Consider the following 15,916-nt stretch of genomic DNA (forward strand, 5'->3'; position numbering starts at 1 on the left):
ACCCTCTATTGACGCGGTGGGTGTGGGGGTGCGGGGCAGCCGGGGGGGACGGGGCGGCCCCCGCGGGGGGGCGCCCCCCGGCTGGTTACGCCTGGGCGTTGGAGATGAAGTCCACGGCGTCGCCGACGGTCTTCAGGTTCTTGACCTCTTCGTCCGGGATGCGCACGCCGAACTTCTCTTCGGCGTTGACCACGATGGTCATCATGGAAATGGAGTCGATGTCCAGGTCATCGGTGAAGGACTTGTCCAGCTCAACGGCTTCGGGGGCCAGACCGGTCTCTTCGTTGACGATCTCGGCGAGGCCGGCCAGGATTTCTTCGTTGCTAGCCATGGTGGCTCCTTTTCTAGTTGTGCCGGTACGGGACCGGTCCGGTTTTCCAACCGCCGCAGCGGTGTGGTTTCAGGGCCGTGCGGGTCCGGAAGGATCCGCACGGCGGGTGGTGCAGCCTAAGGGAGGACAACTACCTGCGCGCCGAAGACCAGCCCGGCACCGAATCCGATCTGCAGCGAAAGCTTGCCGCTCAGTTCCGGGTGTTCCTTCAGCAGCCGGTAGGTGGCCAGCGGAATGGACGCCGCCGAGGTGTTGCCGGCGTCGGCAATGTCCCGGGCAATGATGACCGATTCAGGCAGTTTCAGCTGCTTGGCCATTTCGTCGATGATCCGCATGTTGGCCTGGTGGGGCACGAAGGCGGACAGGTCGTCGGCGGTGATGCCGGCGGCGTCGAGGGCCTGCTGGGCTGCTTTCGCCATTTCCCACACCGCCCAGCGGAACACGGTCTGGCCGTCCTGGCGCAGCGTCGGCCAGAGCTTGGTGTCCCGGGCGGCGAGGTCCGCGGGGCTCATCCCGCCGTCGGCCTCGGCGGCCAGGGACAGCTCGCGCACGTCAAGCATGGAATGGGTCATGCCGATTGCTCCGGACTTGCTACCGTCCGAACCCCAGATCGAAGGTGCAATGCCCGGAGTTTCGGACGGACCAACGACGACGGCGCCCGCGCCGTCGCCGAGGAGGAAGGAGATGGTGCGTTCGGTGTTGTCGATGAAGTCCGAAAGCTTTTCCACACCGATGACCAGCACGTAGTTGGCCGCACCGGAACGGACCAGCGCATCCGCCTGGGCCACGCCGTAGCAGTAGCCGGCGCAGGCGGCGGAAACGTCGTAGGCGGGTGCCGGGGTGGCCCCCAGCCGTTCAGTGATCTGGGTGGCGGCGGACGGGGTGGCGAACGGGTGGGTCACGGTGGAAACGATGACCGCCCCCAGCTGTGAGCCGTCGATGCCGGCGTTCTGGAGCGCTTCCCGTCCGGCAGCTTCGGCCATGTCCACCACCGAGGTGCCCTTGTCCGCACGGTGCCGGGTGACGATGCCCGTACGCTGGCGGATCCATTCGTCCGAGGAGTCGATCCACTGGCACACGTCGTCATTGCTGACAATGACGTCGGGGCGGAAAGCGCCGATGCCAAGGATCCGGCTGAACTCGTTGACGGGGGATTGCTTCAGGGTGGGCGTGCTCACGCGTTACCTTCTCCGGTTGGTGCGCCGGCACCGGAATGTTCACGGATGAACTCCCGGGCGGCAGATATATCTTCTGGGGATTTCAGGGCCATGGTGGGAACCCCCTTCATGCCCCGGCGGGCCAGCCCGGTCAGGGTTCCGGCCGGCGGCAGTTCCAGGAGCCCGGTGACGCCCATGGCCAGTATGTTCTCCATGCACAGGTCCCAGCGTACGGGCCGGGAAACCTGGGCGATCAGGCTGTCGAGGTTCGCTTCGCCCGAAACCACGGCAGCGCCGTCGTGGTTGGAGAGGAGGGTCGGCAGGGGAGCTTGCGGAGAGAGGGAGGAACGCAGCGCCTCGAGGACGGTGACGGCCGGTGCCATGTGGGCGGTGTGGAAGGCGCCGGCAACCTTCAGCGGGATCACGCGCGCCTTGGCCGGTGGAGCGGCGGTGAGGACTTCCAGCTGGTTGTGCGTTCCGGCAGCCACGACCTGCCCGCCGCCGTTGGCATTAGCGGCGGTGAGCCCGGCGGCTTCCAGGACGGCGGCAACGTCGTCGGGATCCCCGCCCAGGATGGCGCTCATGCCTGTGGGCTCAACGGCGGCGGCGCGTGCCATGGCGTTGGCGCGCTCCCGCACGAAAACCATGGCGTCTTTCTCCTGCAGGGCCCCGGCGAGGGCGGAGGCAGTGATCTCTCCGACCGAATGTCCGGCCAGCACGGTGGAGGATGTCAGCTGCGACGGGTCCAGCAGCAGGCGTGCTGCCATCAGTCCGGCCGCGACAATCAGCGGCTGGGCCACCGCGGTGTCCTTGATGGTGTCCTCGTCGGAGACCGTGCCGTGGGCAATGAGGTCCAGCCCGGCAAGGTCACTCAGCGCGGAAAGATGTTCCCGCACTCCGGGCAGTTCCAGCCACGGCGCGAGGAATCCTGGTGTTTGGGACCCCTGGCCGGGGCAGACAATTGCAAGCACGTATACAGCTTTCCAAACTTAGGGGACGGGACCGGGTGTTTGCGTAGACCAAGCTCCCGGGACGGGGTTGTAGGAAGTCTACAAGGAAGGATCGGCGCTTGGACAAGTTTCAGGCGCGTGCCTGAGGCTTTTCCGGCGCTGCTTTGCCGGCCGGGGCCAGCCGGCCGACCACCAGTGCGGTCTGCAGGACAAAGGCCTCGCGGGGCAGCATGGGGTCCCAGCCGGTGACGTCGCAGACGCGGCGCAGCCGGTACCGGACGGTGTTGGCATGGACGAAGAGTTCCCGGGCGGTGGCTTCCAGGGAATGGCCCAGCGAGAGGTAGGCGCTCAGGGTGTCCGCCAGCCCGTTGGAGGCCCCGAGCAGCGGGGTATAGATGCTTTCCACCAGGGCATTGCGTGCGGTGTCATCGCCGGACATAACCCGTTCGGGCCACAGGTCGTCCGCAGCCACCGGACGGGGCGCGGCAGGCCAGGCCCGGGCTGCGGTCAGGCCGGCAAAGGCCGCCTGTGCGGACGGGCCCGCCTCTACCAGTGACGAGGCCGGGGGACCGTAGACCACCGGCCCCGGCCCGAAGAGGTCCGAGAGCCGGGTGTAGGAAAACGCTTTGTCTTCCAGTCCGCCCAGGACCAGGATCAGCCGCTCGCCCTGGATGCCCACGAGGGTGTCCTCGGCCAGCCGGCCGGTAGCCCGGCGCAGTTCGTTGACGAAGGTGGCGTTGGCTTCGGCCGGCGAGCCGCCCACCATCACGGTGACCGGCGCCGTCGAAGTCCACCCGACGGCGGCGATGCGGGAACGCAGCGCGTCGGAGCTTTCGCCGCGGAGGATCGCGTCAACCACCAGTGCCTCCAGCCGGGTGTCCCATGCACCGCGGGTCTCCGCCGCGCGGGCGTAAACGTCAGCAGCGGCGAACGCCACCTCGCGGGAGTAGCGGAGCACCGCTTCACGCAGCTTCGACTGGACCTCGTTGGCAGCCAGTTCAGGCACGCGGTCCTCTACGACCTGGACCACTACGCGGATCAGCTGCAGTGCCTTCTGCAGGCTGATCGAGCGGGTGAGCTCGGTGGGGGCGGTGCCGAACACATCGCTGAGCACCCAGGCCGGGGATGCCGGGCGCTGGTACCAGTTCACAAAGGAGGCAATGCCTTTCTGGGCCACCATTCCCAGGGCCGAGCGTTCGTCCGGGCGCAGTCCTCGGTACCAGGGCAGCGAAATATCCAGCTGCTGGAGGGTCGCCGTGGAGAGCTTGCCGATGTTGGCCTTCAGGCGCTCCACGGTGGACTGGTCTGCGGCCGGCGGCTTCTGCATCGAGGCAGCGGACGTGCTGGGACTCATTGGCATACCTGCGAGCTTACGGCCTGCGTACCCGAACCACCATTTTGTGTGAAGGCTACAACTTCGCTAGGCCGGCAGCTTGGGCTTCACGCCATTGGTGTAGACACCCTCCAAAGCGTCGGCCAGCTCGGTGAGCGTAGCCGGCAGGGAGACCCAGGCGTAGTTCTGCCGAAGCCGGTTGCTGACCCGGTGTGTGGGGGAGCATGACCGCACGGAGCTTTAAAGGCGAAGGAACCGCCGCGGGTGCGGCGGTTCCTTCGTTTTATGACGCCCTTCTGAGGCGTCATCCGGTGCTGCGCTTAGGCGTCGCCGCCCGCGTTTCCGCTGGTGCCGGCATTGACGTCCAGCAGGTGGTACTTCTCAATGGCCTCCTTGGGGGCATTGGCGTCGACTTCGCCGCGGCGCGCGAGCATCTCGAGTGCACGCACCACCATGGAGTGGCTGTCGATCTTGAAGTAGCGCCGTGCTGCTGCGCGGGTGTCCGCGAAACCGAAGTCGTCGGCGCCAAGGGTGGCAAACTCGTTCGGCAGGAACTGGCGGATCTGGTCCGGGACGGCCTTCATGTAGTCCGTGGACGCCACGATGGGACCGGTGGCCCCGGCGAGCTGCTGGGTCACGAACGGCACGCGGGGCTCCGAACCGGGATTCAGGAACGCTTCCTCTTCGGCGGCAAGGCCGTCGCGGCGGAGCTCGTTCCAAGAAGTTACGGACCAGACATCGGCCGAAACGCCCCAGTCTTCAGCCAGCAGCTTCTGGGCTTCCAGTGCCCACGGCACGGCAACACCGGAGGCCAGCAGCTGCGTGCGGGGCCCGTCGATCTTCGCCGGCGCGAGCAGGTAGATGCCCTTGATAATGCCCTCAACGTCAAGGTCCTCGGGGGCCTTGGGCTGCTGGATGGGCTCGTTGTAGACCATGATGTTGTAGATGAGGTTCGGATCCTTGGAATCCGGTCCGTACATCTCCTCGAGGCCGTGGCGCACGATGTGCCCGATCTCGTAGCCGTAGGCCGGGTCGTAGGTCTTCACCGCGGGGTTGGTGGAGGCCAGGATCGGCGAGTGGCCGTCAGCGTGCTGCAGGCCTTCACCGGTCAGGGTGGTGCGGCCGGCGGTAGCCGAGATCAGGAAGCCGCGGGCCATCTGGTCGGTGGCTGCCCAAATGTAGTCGGCCGTGCGCTGGAACCCGAACATCGAGTAGAACACGTAGACCGGGATTAGCGGTTCACCGTGCGTGGCGTAGGACGTGCCCGCAGCGGTGAACGCGGCAATGGAACCGGCCTCGTTGATGCCCACGTGCACAATTTGCCCCTGCGGGGATTCCTTGTACGCCAGGACCAGGTCCCGGTCCACGGACAGGTAGTTCTGGCCCTTGGGGTTGTAGATCTTCGCCGTGGGGAAGAACGAGTCCATGCCGAAGGTGCGGGCCTCATCGGGGATGATCGGCACAATGCGCTTGCCGAATTCCTTGTCCCGCATCAGGTCCTTGAGCAGGCGGACGAAGGCCATGGTGGTGGCTGCCAGCTGCTTGCCGGAGCCGCGGTTGGCTACTTCGTAGGCCTTTTCGTCCGGCAGGTGCACCGGCTCGTGCTTGACCCGGCGCTCGGGGACGTTGCCGCCCAGTTCGCGGCGGCGCTCCAGCATGTACTTGATCTCCGGAGCGTCGGGACCCGGGTTGTAGTACGGCGGGGTGTACGGATCGGCTTCAAGCTGTTCGTCGCTGATGGGGATCCGCAGGTGGTCGCGGAAGGCCTTCAGGTCATCCAGGGTCAGCTTCTTCATCTGGTGGGTCGCGTTGCGGCCCTCGAAGTGCGTACCCAGGCCGTAGCCCTTGACCGTGTGGGCCAGGATGACCGTGGGGGCACCCTTGAACTCCATGGCGGCCTTGTAGGCGGCGTAGACCTTGCGGTAGTCGTGCCCGCCGCGCTTGAGGTTCCAGATTTCCTCGTCGGTCAGGTTGGCGACGAGTTCCTTGGTTTCCGGGCTCTTGCCGAAGAAGTGGTCGCGGACGAAACCGCCGGACTCGGCCTTGTAGGTCTGGTAGTCGCCGTCGGGGGTGGAGTTCATGATTTCCACCAACGAGCCGTCCTTGTCACGCTGCAGCAGGTCATCCCACTCGCGGCCCCAGACAACCTTGATGACGTTCCAGCCGGCGCCGCGGAAGAAGGCTTCCAGTTCCTGCATGATCTTGCCGTTGCCGCGGACCGGGCCGTCGAGGCGCTGCAGGTTGCAGTTGACGACGAAGGTCAGGTTGTCCAGCTTGTCATTTGCGGCGAGCTGGAGCAGGCCGCGCGATTCCGGCTCGTCCATTTCGCCGTCGCCCAGGAAGGCCCAGACGTGCTGCTCGGACGTGTCCTTGATGCCGCGGTTGTGCAGGTAACGGTTGGACTGCGCCTGGTAGATGGCGTTCATCGGGCCGATACCCATGGACACCGTGGGGAACTCCCAGAAGTCCGGCATGCTGCGCGGGTGCGGGTAGGAGGAAAGGGCGTGGCCCTCGCGGGACTTCTCCTGGCGGAAACCGTCCATGTCCTCTTCGGACAGCCGGCCCTCGAGGAAGGCGCGCGCGTACATACCGGGGGAAGCGTGACCCTGGAAATAAATCTGGTCTCCGCCGCCCGGATGGTCCTTGCCCCGGAAGAAGTGGTTCATGCCGACTTCGTACAGGGTTGCCGCGCCGGCATAGGTTGAAATGTGGCCGCCGACGCCGATGCCCGGGCGCTGCGCCCGGTGCACCATGATGGCCGCATTCCAACGCAGCCAGGCGCGGTAACGCCGTTCAATCTCTTCGTCGCCGGGGAACTCAGGTTCCTGGTCCACGGGGATGGTGTTGACGTAGTCGGTGGTGGTTACCATCGGCACGCCCACGCTCTGGGAACCGGCACGCTGGAGCAGCGATCGCATGATGTACTGCGCGCGTTCGGTGCCCTGCGAACGGATCAGCTCGTCGAGCGACTCGATCCATTCTGCGGTTTCCTCAGGATCACGGTCCGGTAGCTGGTTTGTTAACCCGCTCAGGATGTCCGTTGTGTCTTCTGCGGCCACGGCCAACCTCTCTTTGTACAGATTGTGTCTGCCAGATTCTTCGTGTGGACCCGGCTGTTGTCCGCCGGATCGTCGCTTGCGCGTATGCGCGCCTGGGCGCCCAAATCTGCTTTTCTTCCACTCTAGTCCCGCGCCGCCGATGTTGCGTAGCCTGCCTTGGGCCGCATCGCTGAAGACGTACACGCCTCCGGGCCTTGTCCGCTGCCGTATTTCGGTGTTTCGTTGACTCTTAGACCGCGCGAATCCGGCAAATGTGTGATTCCCTTGTATTTATGCAGTCAACCAGGAGGAGTGAAGTGAGCGAGGCCGAAGCCGTCACTGAGGAAAACGTGGCGAGCAGATTGGGTTTCAAGGACGGGGACCTGGTTCAGGAGTTCGGCTACGACGAGGACGTGGATTTCGATTTCCGCGAAAACCTCGAGGACCTCATCGGGGGCGAGCTGCTCACCGAAGATGACCACGACGTAGTGGACGGTGTTGTCCTGTGGTGGCGGTCAGATGACGGCGACCTTGTGGACGCGCTGGTTGACTCACTGACAACCCTCGACGACGGCGGCGTGGTCTGGGTCCTGACCCCCAAGTCCGGCCGGGAGGGCTACGTACCGCCGGCAGACATCGAGGAAGCCGCACCCACTGCGGGCCTGCACGTGACCACGTCCCCCGCGGTATGCGAGGACTGGGCCGCCACCCGCTTGGTGAGCCGACGCAAGAAGTGACGAAGCTCGCAGGCCTGCCCCGGGTAGGTGCTGCGGCTCCGGATTTCATTCTCCCGAACCAGTTCGGCGAGCAGGTGAGCCTCACCGGCCTTCGGGGTTCCGGCGTCGTGGTGGTGTTCTTCCCGTTTGCTTTCTCCCGGGTGTGCCGCGGTGAGCTGGCAGCGCTGCAGGGCGAGCGGGCACTGTTTGAAGATGCGGACGTTCGGCTGCTGGCGGTCTCGTGTGATTCGCGATACACCCTGCGTGCCTGGGCTGAACAGGAGGGTTTCGAGTTCGACCTGCTTTCGGATTTCTGGCCCCACGGCGCCACCGCGCGGTCTTACGGAGCCTTTAATGATGCGCAGGGCCTGGCAGAACGTGCCAGCTTTGTGATTGACGGGTCGGGCAGCGTTAAGGCGCTCATCCGTTCCGCGCCGGGTGAAGAGCGCCCGCTTCAGCAGTACCGGAACGCCCTGGAGGCACTGTGAGCGTACAGCGTGAGGAAGAACCCCGCCCCGGGCTGGGGCTGACCGGTTTCGCCAGCGGCAGCGCGCTCGAAGCGGTTCCTGAGCCCAGCGCGGAAGAAGAGCGGCAGCTGGAACGCGCTGCCGGCTATCTCGGCGGACGGCGCATTGCCCTGCTGACCGGCGCCGGCCTCAGTACCGATTCCGGCATCCCGGACTACCGCGGCCCGGACGCCCCGCCGCGGAATCCCATGACCTACCAGCAGTTTGTCGGCGACCCGGACCTCCGCCGCAGATACTGGGCGCGAAACCATATCGGTTGGCACCACCTGCGCCATGCGGTGCCGAATCCCGGGCATGCCGCCGTGGTCCGGCTCGAGCGCCGGGGCCTGCTCTCGGGCTTGATTACCCAGAATGTGGACCGGCTGCATACCGATGCCGGCAGCGAGAATGTCATTGACCTGCACGGCCGCTATGACCGGGTGGTGTGTTTGAACTGCCGCACCGAGTTCTCCCGCGCCGACGTGGCGGTACTGCTGCAGGAACTGAATCCGGGGTACCTCGAGCGTGTACGGTCGGACGGCGGAATTGCTCCTGACGCCGACGCCGAGATTGCCGATACGGATGACTTTGTCGTGGCAGACTGCCCGGTCTGCGGCGGGATGCTCAAGCCGGACTTTGTGTACTTCGGGGAGAACGTACCCAAGGACCGGGTGGCCGAGGCGTTTGCAGTGGTGGACGCGGCCGGTGCGCTGCTCGTTGCCGGCTCGTCCCTGACAGTGATGAGCGGACTGCGCTTTGTCCGTTACGCCGCGAAGGCCGGCAAACCCGTGGTGATCGTTAACCGGGGCACGACACGGGGGGACCCGCTGGCCGGCCTGAAGATCGACATGGGTGTGAGCAGTGCCCTGACCTGGCTCGCCCAAAACCTTCCTGACCTGCCGCCGGCCGGGACCGCACCGGAACAGCCCTCCTCCGGAACCACCGATTAGGCAGCGTCCGGATCTTGCGGTAATGTAATTCCTCGTGATGCAGGGCCCGCGGGGGAATCCTCCCGGACCGGCAACACCTCTTGAGGGTCTTTAGCTCAGCTGGTAGAGCGCCACGTTTACACCGTGGATGTCATCGGTTCGATCCCGGTAGGACCCACCAAGCGGCCGCCGTTGCCTTTCGCAGAAATTGCGGAGGACAACGGCGGTTTTTTGCGTTAAGTTGACCCTCCCCACCGGCGGCGCGCCCCGTGCAGCATCACGGGGCACAACTCAGGAAACTTTAAAACTCCGGTGCTACATCTGGTTAGGTAGGATCCCCGGCCCCCGTGAGGGTCCGCGGAACGGTTCACGCAGGCGGAAGAGGTGGTGGAATGGCGGCAAAGGCGAACTCCTTCGCGGGCGCAGCGGCGGTTGTACTGATTCTGCTGTCCGCCGCAGGCTGCGCCGGACACCCGGCTACCGGGGCAAATGCTCCGGCTGTAGTGCCCCCGCCGGCCGCGGCGGCGGCTCCGGCGGGGCAGCCCGAATCCGCCGACGCTGCGGCCCTGTCGGCGGCCCTCGACCAGCTGGCAGAGGAGCGGGACGCGGATATCTCCGTGGCGGTGCTGGACAACGGAACCGGTGAGTCCTGGAGCTACAACCCGGAAGCCCGTTACCTCGAAGCCAGCCTCGTAAAGGTACCCATCCTCCTGACCCTGGTCCGCGAAGCCAGCGAAGAACAGCGCAGCTTCACCGAGGAGGAGGAGGCGCTGGCGGTGCAGATGATCGAGTACAGCGACAACGATGCCACCACGGCGCTGTACGGCATGCTGGGCGGACGGCCCGAACTGAACCGCACCTATGAACTGATCGGCGTCCGGGACACCGAAGCGGGAGAGACATGGGGTGCCACCGAAACCAGCGTTGAGGACCAGTTGAGGATTATCCGGACCGCCGCCTGCGGTGCCGACTGGCTGGACCCGGACCTGCTGGCCTTTGCGGTGTCCCTGATGGAAAACGTGTGCCCGGAGCAGAGCTGGGGAGTCAGCGCCGGAACCGATGAGGCCCAGGTGGCGCTGAAGAACGGCTGGCTGCAGGACGACGACGCCGTGTGGAACGTCGGCAGCGCCGGTATCGTGCGCGGCTGGGATAAGGACTACAGCATTGTTGTGCTCAGTTCCCGCAATTCGACGCTTGACGCCGGGATAGACGTTGTCGAGGGGGCTGCCTCGGTGATCAACGGCTACCGGCGTTAGCGGCGCGTCGGGCACCATGTGGCGGCAAGGCGGCCAAGAAGCATAGGCTGGAGCCTGAACACGGCGCAGGTCAGCCCGCGCCGGCCCCGTGCCCGCTGGGCACCCGAAAGATCCTTGGAGAGAACTTGAGTGCACAAATTGGTGTAACCGGCCTTGCCGTCATGGGCGCTAACCTTGCCCGCAATCTCGCCCGCAACGGTTACACGGTGGCCCTGCACAACCGTTCCATCGAAAAAACCGATGCCCTGCTGGCAGCGCACGGCGACGAAGGCGACTTTATCCGCACCGAGTCACTGCAGGAACTCGTGGACAACCTGGAGAAGCCGCGCCGGGTACTGATCATGGTCAAGGCCGGCGGGCCCGTGGACTCCGTTATTGACCAGCTGGTGCCCCTGCTGGAGCCGGGCGACATTGTGATCGACGCCGGCAACTCGCACTATGAGGACACCCGCCGCCGCGAGGCAGCCCTGGCCGAAAAGGACCTGCACTTCGTGGGCGTCGGCGTTTCCGGCGGCGAGGAAGGTGCCCTCCTGGGCCCGTCCATCATGCCCGGCGGCTCCCGCGAGTCCTACGATTCCCTGGGCCCCATGCTGGAAAAGATCGCCGCGAAGTACGACGGCGAACCATGCTGCACCTGGATCGGCACCGACGGCGCCGGCCACTTCGTGAAGATGGTCCACAACGGCATTGAGTATGCCGACATGCAGGTAATCGGCGAGGCTTACGACCTTCTGCGTTCGGCCGCCGGGATTGAACCCGCCGAGCAGGCCAAGATCTTCACCGAATGGAACACCGGGCAGCTGAGCTCCTTCCTGATAGAGATCACCGCCGAGGTCCTCGGCCACGTCGATGCGAAAACGGGCAAGCCATTCGTGGACGTAGTGGTGGATTCCGCGGGACAGAAGGGCACCGGCCGCTGGACCGTGGTCTCCGGCCTGGACCTGGGTTCACCGGTCTCCGCCATCGCCGAGTCAGTCTTTGCGCGGGCCCTGTCTTCCCAGCGCGACCAGCGCGCCATCGCGCAGGGAACGCTTGAAGGCCGGGAATCCGCCGTCGAGCTCCCCGACACGTTTGTGGAAGATGTCCGGCAGGCGCTCTACGCCTCCAAGCTGGTCAGCTACGCCCAGGGCATCGACATGCTGGGCGCCGCTGCCAAGGAATACGGCTGGGACTTGAAGCTGGACGAAATCGCCTCGCTGTGGCGTGCCGGCTGCATCATCCGTGCCGAACTGCTCGATGACATCATGAAGGCCTACGCCGACGGTGAGGCTCCGGCCAACCTGCTGTTCGCTCCGGCCTTCGCGGAGTCCATTGCCGCCGCCGTTCCGGCCTGGCGCCGCGTGGTTTCCGTAGCCGTGCAGCTGGGCATTCCGGTGCCGGTGTTCTCCTCCTCCCTGGCCTACTACGACGGCCTGCGCCGCAAGCGCCTGCCGGCGGCGCTGACACAGGGGCTGCGGGACCTGTTCGGTGCGCACACCTACCACCGGGTAGACACCGAGGGCACCTTCCACACCATGTGGGGCGAGGACCGCGCCGAGGTCGAAGCAGTAGACACGCACTAGCAGCAGGAACCTGATTAAACGCAGAAGGCCCGCAGCAATGCTGCGGGCCTTCTCTTTGTCCCGGACCTGACCTGTTCCGGAACTTACGGCTTAGATGTAGATGGCCGGATCCACGTATTCCGCCGGGTCCACGGCCGGCTGCGTCATTTTGGTGTCCCGGTGGCGCCACTTGGCCGGGATGCCGGTGATGATTGAATCCGCCGGCGCATCCTTGACCACAACGGCGTTGGCACCCACGGCACTGTTGGCTCCGATGGTCACCGGACCCAGGATCTTCGCACCTGCCCCAACGGTGACACCGTCGCCGATGGTCGGGTGCCGCTTGACCTTGGCCAGTGACCGGCCGCCCAGGGTGACCCCGTGGTAGAGCATCACATCATCTCCGATTTCGGCGGTCTCGCCGATCACCACTCCCATGCCGTGGTCAATGAAGAACCTGCGGCCCACGGTGGCACCGGGGTGGATCTCGATGCCGGTGGCAAACCGTGCCAGCTGCGACAGCACCCGTGCCGGGAAGCGAAGCCCGGGCCGGGCCCACATGCGGTGGGTCAGCCGGTGCATCCAGATGGCGTGCAGGCCGGAATATACAACGAGGTTTTCGAGCGAACCCCTGGCCGCCGGATCATGCGATGCGGCGGCGTCGAGGTCTTCGCGTAGTCGGGCTAACAGACTCACAGAGGGCTTTCTGCTCGGGGGTACCGCCCCGCCGGGGGGCGGTACGCGGTACTAGCCGCGGATGTCGTCGTAGAGGACTGTGGAGATGTAACGCTCTCCGAAGTCGCAGACGGTGGCAACAATCAGCTTACCGGCGTTCTCTTCGCGCTTGGCGAGTTCCAGGGCGGCCCACACAATCGCACCGGAAGAAATACCGCCCAGAATGCCTTCCTGGGTGCCCAGAGCACGGGCAGTAGCAACGGAGTCCTCGATGGAGGCGTCGAACACCTCGTCGTAGACGGTGGTGTCGAGGATCTCAGGTACGAAGTTCGCGCCAATGCCCTGGATCTTGTGCGGTCCGGGGGAGCCGCCGTTGAGGATGGCGGAGTCCTTGGGCTCCACGGCCACGATCTGCACGCCCGGCTTGCGCTTCTTCAGGACCTGTCCGACGCCGGTGATGGTGCCGCCGGTGCCGATGCCGGCTACAAAGATGTCCACCTTGCCGTCGGTATCTTCCCAGATTTCCTCGGCCGTGGTGGCGCGGTGCATGGCGGGGTTGGCTTCATTGGCGAACTGCTGCGCCCAGATGGCGTTCTCGGTGGTGGCAACAATTTCCTTGGCCTTGTCCACCGCTCCGCGCATGCCTTCGGCACCGGGGGTCAGGACAATCTCGGCTCCGTAGGCGCGCAGCATGACGCGGCGCTCGGTCGACATGGTCTCGGGCATGGTCAGGATGACCCGGTAACCGCGGGCAGCGCCGACCATGGCCAGGGCAATGCCGGTGTTGCCGGAGGTGCCCTCCACAATGGTGCCGCCCGGCTTCAGGGCGCCGGCCTTCTCAGCGGCATCCACAATGGCCACGCCGATGCGGTCCTTGACACTGTTGGCGGGGTTGTAGAACTCAAGCTTCACAGCCACCTGGGCCGGGAGGCCGGCCGCGAGCCGGTTCAGCCGGACCAGCGGAGTCCCGCCCACAAGCTGGGTCACATCGTCATATATACGAGCCATGTTTTCCTCAATTCCTCAAAATTCATCGAACAATGCCGGACGGACATTTGCCCGTTCCAGCCTATCGGCGCCGTTGGCCGCGCTTAATCCTGCAGCCACCCGGAGTAATACTTGCGTGCCTTGCCCAGCTTCGGGTTGATAATCACCTGGCAGTACCCGGTACCCGGGTGCTTGGCGTAGAAATCCTGGTGGAAGTCCTCCGCCGGGTAGAACCGCGGCAGCGGCACGATTTCCGTGACGATGGGGTCCTTCCAGTTCTCCTGTGCACGTTCCAGCGAAGCTTCGAATTCCTTGCGCTGGTCCTCGTCGCGGTAGAACATCGACGAGCGGTACTGGGTGCCGACGTCGTAGCCCTGGCGGTTCAAGGTGGTCGGATCGTGCTGGGAGAAGAACATGTCCAGAATGACCTCGCCGGGAATGACATCCTCGTCGAAGGTCACGGCCACCACTTCTGCATGGCCGGTGGTGCCGGAGCATACGCTGTCGTAGTCGGGGTCGGGCAGTGCGCCGCCGGTGTAGCCGGACACCACATCGGTGACACCGCGGACCTTGCGGTATAGGGCGTCGAGGCACCAGAAGCAGCCTCCGCCAAGTACGTACGTCTTCATGTCCTTAACAATGCGTCCGGGCCCGCTTTGATTCCCGCGGACCGCCGACGGGCGCTTTGCCGGCCCGGACGCACAGTGTTCCCTGCGTCACGGCAGGTGCGGCGGAATTGAGCGGGGCAGGGCATCGGGGTAGAACTAAACGTATGGAAGCGGAGCACCCCCACGAGCGCGCCGGCGCAGATACTGCCGGCCACCAGGCACCCGAAGCCGATGTTCCCACGCTGGGGGACGTCCTGCTGGCGGCCGAAGAACTATGGCCCGAATCGCTGGCAGAGAACTGGGATGCCCCGGGATTGGTGGCAGGCCGGGCCGATAGGGAGGTCCGCAAGGTCCTGTTTGCGGTGGATCCCACCCGGGAGGTCATTGACGAGGCCCTGGAATGGGGGGCCGACCTGCTGCTCACCCATCACCCGCTGCTGCTGAAGCCGGTGAATTCCGTGGCCGCCTCCAGCTTCAAGGGTGAGGCTGTGCACCGGCTGATCGAGGGCGGCTGCGCCCTGCTGACCGTGCATACCAACGGTGACAGCGCGGTGGGCGGTGTGTCCGATGTGCTTGCAGACGCCTTTGGGCTCCGAAACGTTTCTCCGCTGGTCCCGGCTGCCGAGGGGCTGCCCGAAGAGGGGATAGGCCGCGTCGGTGAACTGCCCGAGGTGCTCAGCCTCGCTGACTTCGCCAAGCTGGTGTTCGGCCTCCTGCCTGCCGTTGCAGGCGGGGTCCGGGTGGCAGGGGACGCCGACGGCCTGGTCCGCCGGGTAGCCGTGTGCGGCGGCGCCGGGGACAGCCTGTTCGACGCCGTGCGCTCCGAGCGTGCCGACGTGTACGTCACGGCCGACCTCCGACACCACCCGGCGTCGGAACTGCGCGAGCGTGCCCTTGGCGGCAACGGCCGGCCTTACCTTATAGACGTCTCGCATTTCGGCAGTGAGTGGCTGTGGCTTACCCCCGCCGCCGCGGCGCTGGAGAACGTCCTGAATGACCAGGGCTTCACTGCTGAGGTGCGGGTCAGCGGCGTGAACACCGATCCGTGGGACTTTGTACTGACACCCGGGCTCAAGTGATGCCGCGCGGTGGCATAGGCTTAGGAGAGCCGGGCCAGGCAGGTCCGGATATACACGGAGGTTTTCGGTGGCAAAAGCATCGCCCGCGGAGCAGCTGAGGCTGCTGGATCTGCAGGCCCTGGACAGCAGGCTCAAGGCCCTGCGCAACCAGGTCCGCAACGTTAGCAACAATCCCGAGATCGCTTCCCTGGCCGATTCCGTTGCTGCCGCCGAAAAGGCACGCGTGTCCGCCGGCACCGAGGTGGCCGACATTGAACGCGAGCTCACGCGCGCCGAAGCCGACGTCGCATCCGTAGTGGCCCGGATGACCCGGGACCAGCAGCACCTGGACAGCGGTAAGGGCGGTTCCAAGGAACTGACGGCCCTGCAGGCCGAAATCGTCTCGCTTGAGCGCCGCCGCTCCGATCTTGAAGACGTGGAGCTGGACGTGATGGAACGGCTCGAAGCCGCCCGCACGCGGCAGGGCGAGGCCGGAACCGCGCTGGAGGAACTGCACGCCAAGCGCCGTGAGCTCGAGGAAAAGCGCGACGCCGAACTCGCCGTGATCGAGGCGGACAGCGCCGACGCACAAGCACGCCGCGAAGAACTGGCCGACACCTTCGAGCCGGCCCTGCTTGCCGTTTATGAAAAGACCCTGTCCAAGCACGGCATCGGCGCGGCCCGGCTGTTCCACGGCACCTCCGAGGGGTCGGGCATGCAGCTCAGCCCGGGCGACCTCGCGGACATCCGCAAGGCAGCCGCGGATGACATCGTGTTCTGCCCCGACTCCGGGTGCATCCTGGTCCGCTCGGACGAGTGGAGCAGCTGAGC

Annotated in this window: 16 protein-coding genes and 1 tRNA gene; 8 read left to right on the forward strand and 9 right to left on the reverse strand. The window is 65.6% G+C overall.

Annotation, left to right across the window (positions count from 1 at the left end):
- Positions 1–85 precede the first annotated feature (85 nt).
- From LJ754_RS07315 to aceE, 6 genes are all read right to left on the reverse strand, one after another.
- The gene (locus LJ754_RS07315) at positions 86–331 is read right to left on the reverse strand and encodes an acyl carrier protein (RefSeq protein WP_055240832.1); all 246 of its coding nucleotides are present in this window, start codon (positions 329–331) and stop codon (positions 86–88) included.
- A 116-nt stretch (positions 332–447) separates the two neighbouring features.
- On the reverse strand, positions 448–1,509 hold the full coding sequence (locus tag LJ754_RS07320; RefSeq protein ID WP_227911682.1) for a beta-ketoacyl-ACP synthase III: 1,062 nt from the start codon (positions 1,507–1,509) through the stop codon (positions 448–450).
- Positions 1,506–2,459 (reverse strand): ACP S-malonyltransferase, encoded by a 954-nt coding sequence (locus LJ754_RS07325; protein ID WP_227926102.1) that lies wholly within the window; start codon positions 2,457–2,459, stop codon positions 1,506–1,508. The genes LJ754_RS07320 and LJ754_RS07325 overlap by 4 nt, the downstream gene beginning before the upstream one ends.
- Positions 2,460–2,568: 109 nt before the next feature.
- Complete coding sequence (locus LJ754_RS07330) at positions 2,569–3,798, reverse strand: PucR family transcriptional regulator (protein ID WP_442860316.1); 1,230 nt, start codon at positions 3,796–3,798, stop codon at positions 2,569–2,571.
- Positions 3,799–3,858: 60 nt separating this feature from the next.
- Positions 3,859–4,005, reverse strand: coding sequence for a hypothetical protein (locus LJ754_RS07335; RefSeq protein ID WP_227926104.1), 147 nt, complete (start codon positions 4,003–4,005; stop codon positions 3,859–3,861).
- Between the two features lie 86 nt (positions 4,006–4,091).
- A complete protein-coding gene (gene aceE / locus LJ754_RS07340) occupies positions 4,092–6,836 on the reverse strand; it encodes a pyruvate dehydrogenase (acetyl-transferring), homodimeric type (RefSeq protein WP_231700587.1) in 2,745 nt (914 codons plus the stop codon).
- A gap of 290 nt (positions 6,837–7,126) precedes the next feature.
- Between aceE and LJ754_RS07345 the strand changes: the two genes are divergently transcribed.
- The 6 genes from LJ754_RS07345 to gndA all read left to right on the forward strand — a co-directional run bounded on the left by LJ754_RS07345 (position 7,127) and on the right by gndA (position 11,778).
- The gene (locus LJ754_RS07345; RefSeq protein WP_227911678.1) at positions 7,127–7,546 is read left to right on the forward strand and encodes a DUF3052 domain-containing protein; all 420 of its coding nucleotides are present in this window, start codon (positions 7,127–7,129) and stop codon (positions 7,544–7,546) included.
- Positions 7,543–8,013, forward strand: coding sequence for a redoxin domain-containing protein (locus LJ754_RS07350; RefSeq protein WP_227926105.1), 471 nt, complete (start codon positions 7,543–7,545; stop codon positions 8,011–8,013). The genes LJ754_RS07345 and LJ754_RS07350 overlap by 4 nt, the downstream gene beginning before the upstream one ends.
- On the forward strand, positions 8,010–8,981 hold the full coding sequence (locus tag LJ754_RS07355; protein ID WP_227926106.1) for an NAD-dependent protein deacetylase: 972 nt from the start codon (positions 8,010–8,012) through the stop codon (positions 8,979–8,981). Before LJ754_RS07350 ends, LJ754_RS07355 begins: the two co-directional genes overlap by 4 nt.
- A gap of 84 nt (positions 8,982–9,065) precedes the next feature.
- Positions 9,066–9,141 (forward strand) — tRNA-Val (locus LJ754_RS07360).
- A gap of 211 nt (positions 9,142–9,352) precedes the next feature.
- Positions 9,353–10,216: a serine hydrolase gene (locus tag LJ754_RS07365; RefSeq protein ID WP_227911675.1), complete on the forward strand. Its 864-nt coding sequence runs from the start codon at positions 9,353–9,355 to the stop codon at positions 10,214–10,216.
- A gap of 125 nt (positions 10,217–10,341) precedes the next feature.
- Entirely contained in the window at positions 10,342–11,778 is a 1,437-nt protein-coding gene (gndA, locus tag LJ754_RS07370; protein WP_227911674.1) for an NADP-dependent phosphogluconate dehydrogenase, read from the forward strand.
- A gap of 90 nt (positions 11,779–11,868) precedes the next feature.
- On the opposite strand, the gene epsC is transcribed toward gndA, so the two are convergent.
- The 3 genes from epsC to msrA all read right to left on the reverse strand — a co-directional run bounded on the left by epsC (position 11,869) and on the right by msrA (position 14,048).
- Complete coding sequence (gene epsC, locus LJ754_RS07375) at positions 11,869–12,453, reverse strand: serine O-acetyltransferase EpsC (RefSeq protein ID WP_227911673.1); 585 nt, start codon at positions 12,451–12,453, stop codon at positions 11,869–11,871.
- Between the two features lie 51 nt (positions 12,454–12,504).
- Positions 12,505–13,440, reverse strand: coding sequence for a cysteine synthase A (gene cysK, locus LJ754_RS07380; RefSeq protein WP_227911672.1), 936 nt, complete (start codon positions 13,438–13,440; stop codon positions 12,505–12,507).
- A gap of 83 nt (positions 13,441–13,523) precedes the next feature.
- Entirely contained in the window at positions 13,524–14,048 is a 525-nt protein-coding gene (gene msrA, locus LJ754_RS07385; protein ID WP_227926107.1) for a peptide-methionine (S)-S-oxide reductase MsrA, read from the reverse strand.
- Positions 14,049–14,191: 143 nt separating this feature from the next.
- Between msrA and LJ754_RS07390 the strand changes: the two genes are divergently transcribed.
- Together LJ754_RS07390 and LJ754_RS07395 are read left to right on the forward strand one after the other, a co-directional pair.
- Entirely contained in the window at positions 14,192–15,106 is a 915-nt protein-coding gene (locus tag LJ754_RS07390) for a Nif3-like dinuclear metal center hexameric protein (RefSeq protein WP_227911670.1), read from the forward strand.
- A 67-nt stretch (positions 15,107–15,173) separates the two neighbouring features.
- Positions 15,174–15,914, forward strand: coding sequence for a zinc ribbon domain-containing protein (locus LJ754_RS07395; RefSeq protein ID WP_227911669.1), 741 nt, complete (start codon positions 15,174–15,176; stop codon positions 15,912–15,914).
- The last annotated feature ends 2 nt before the right edge of the window (positions 15,915–15,916 follow it).

It is taken from the genome of Arthrobacter sp. zg-Y40, from assembly GCF_020731535.1.
GTDB lineage: Bacteria > Actinomycetota > Actinomycetes > Actinomycetales > Micrococcaceae > Arthrobacter_B.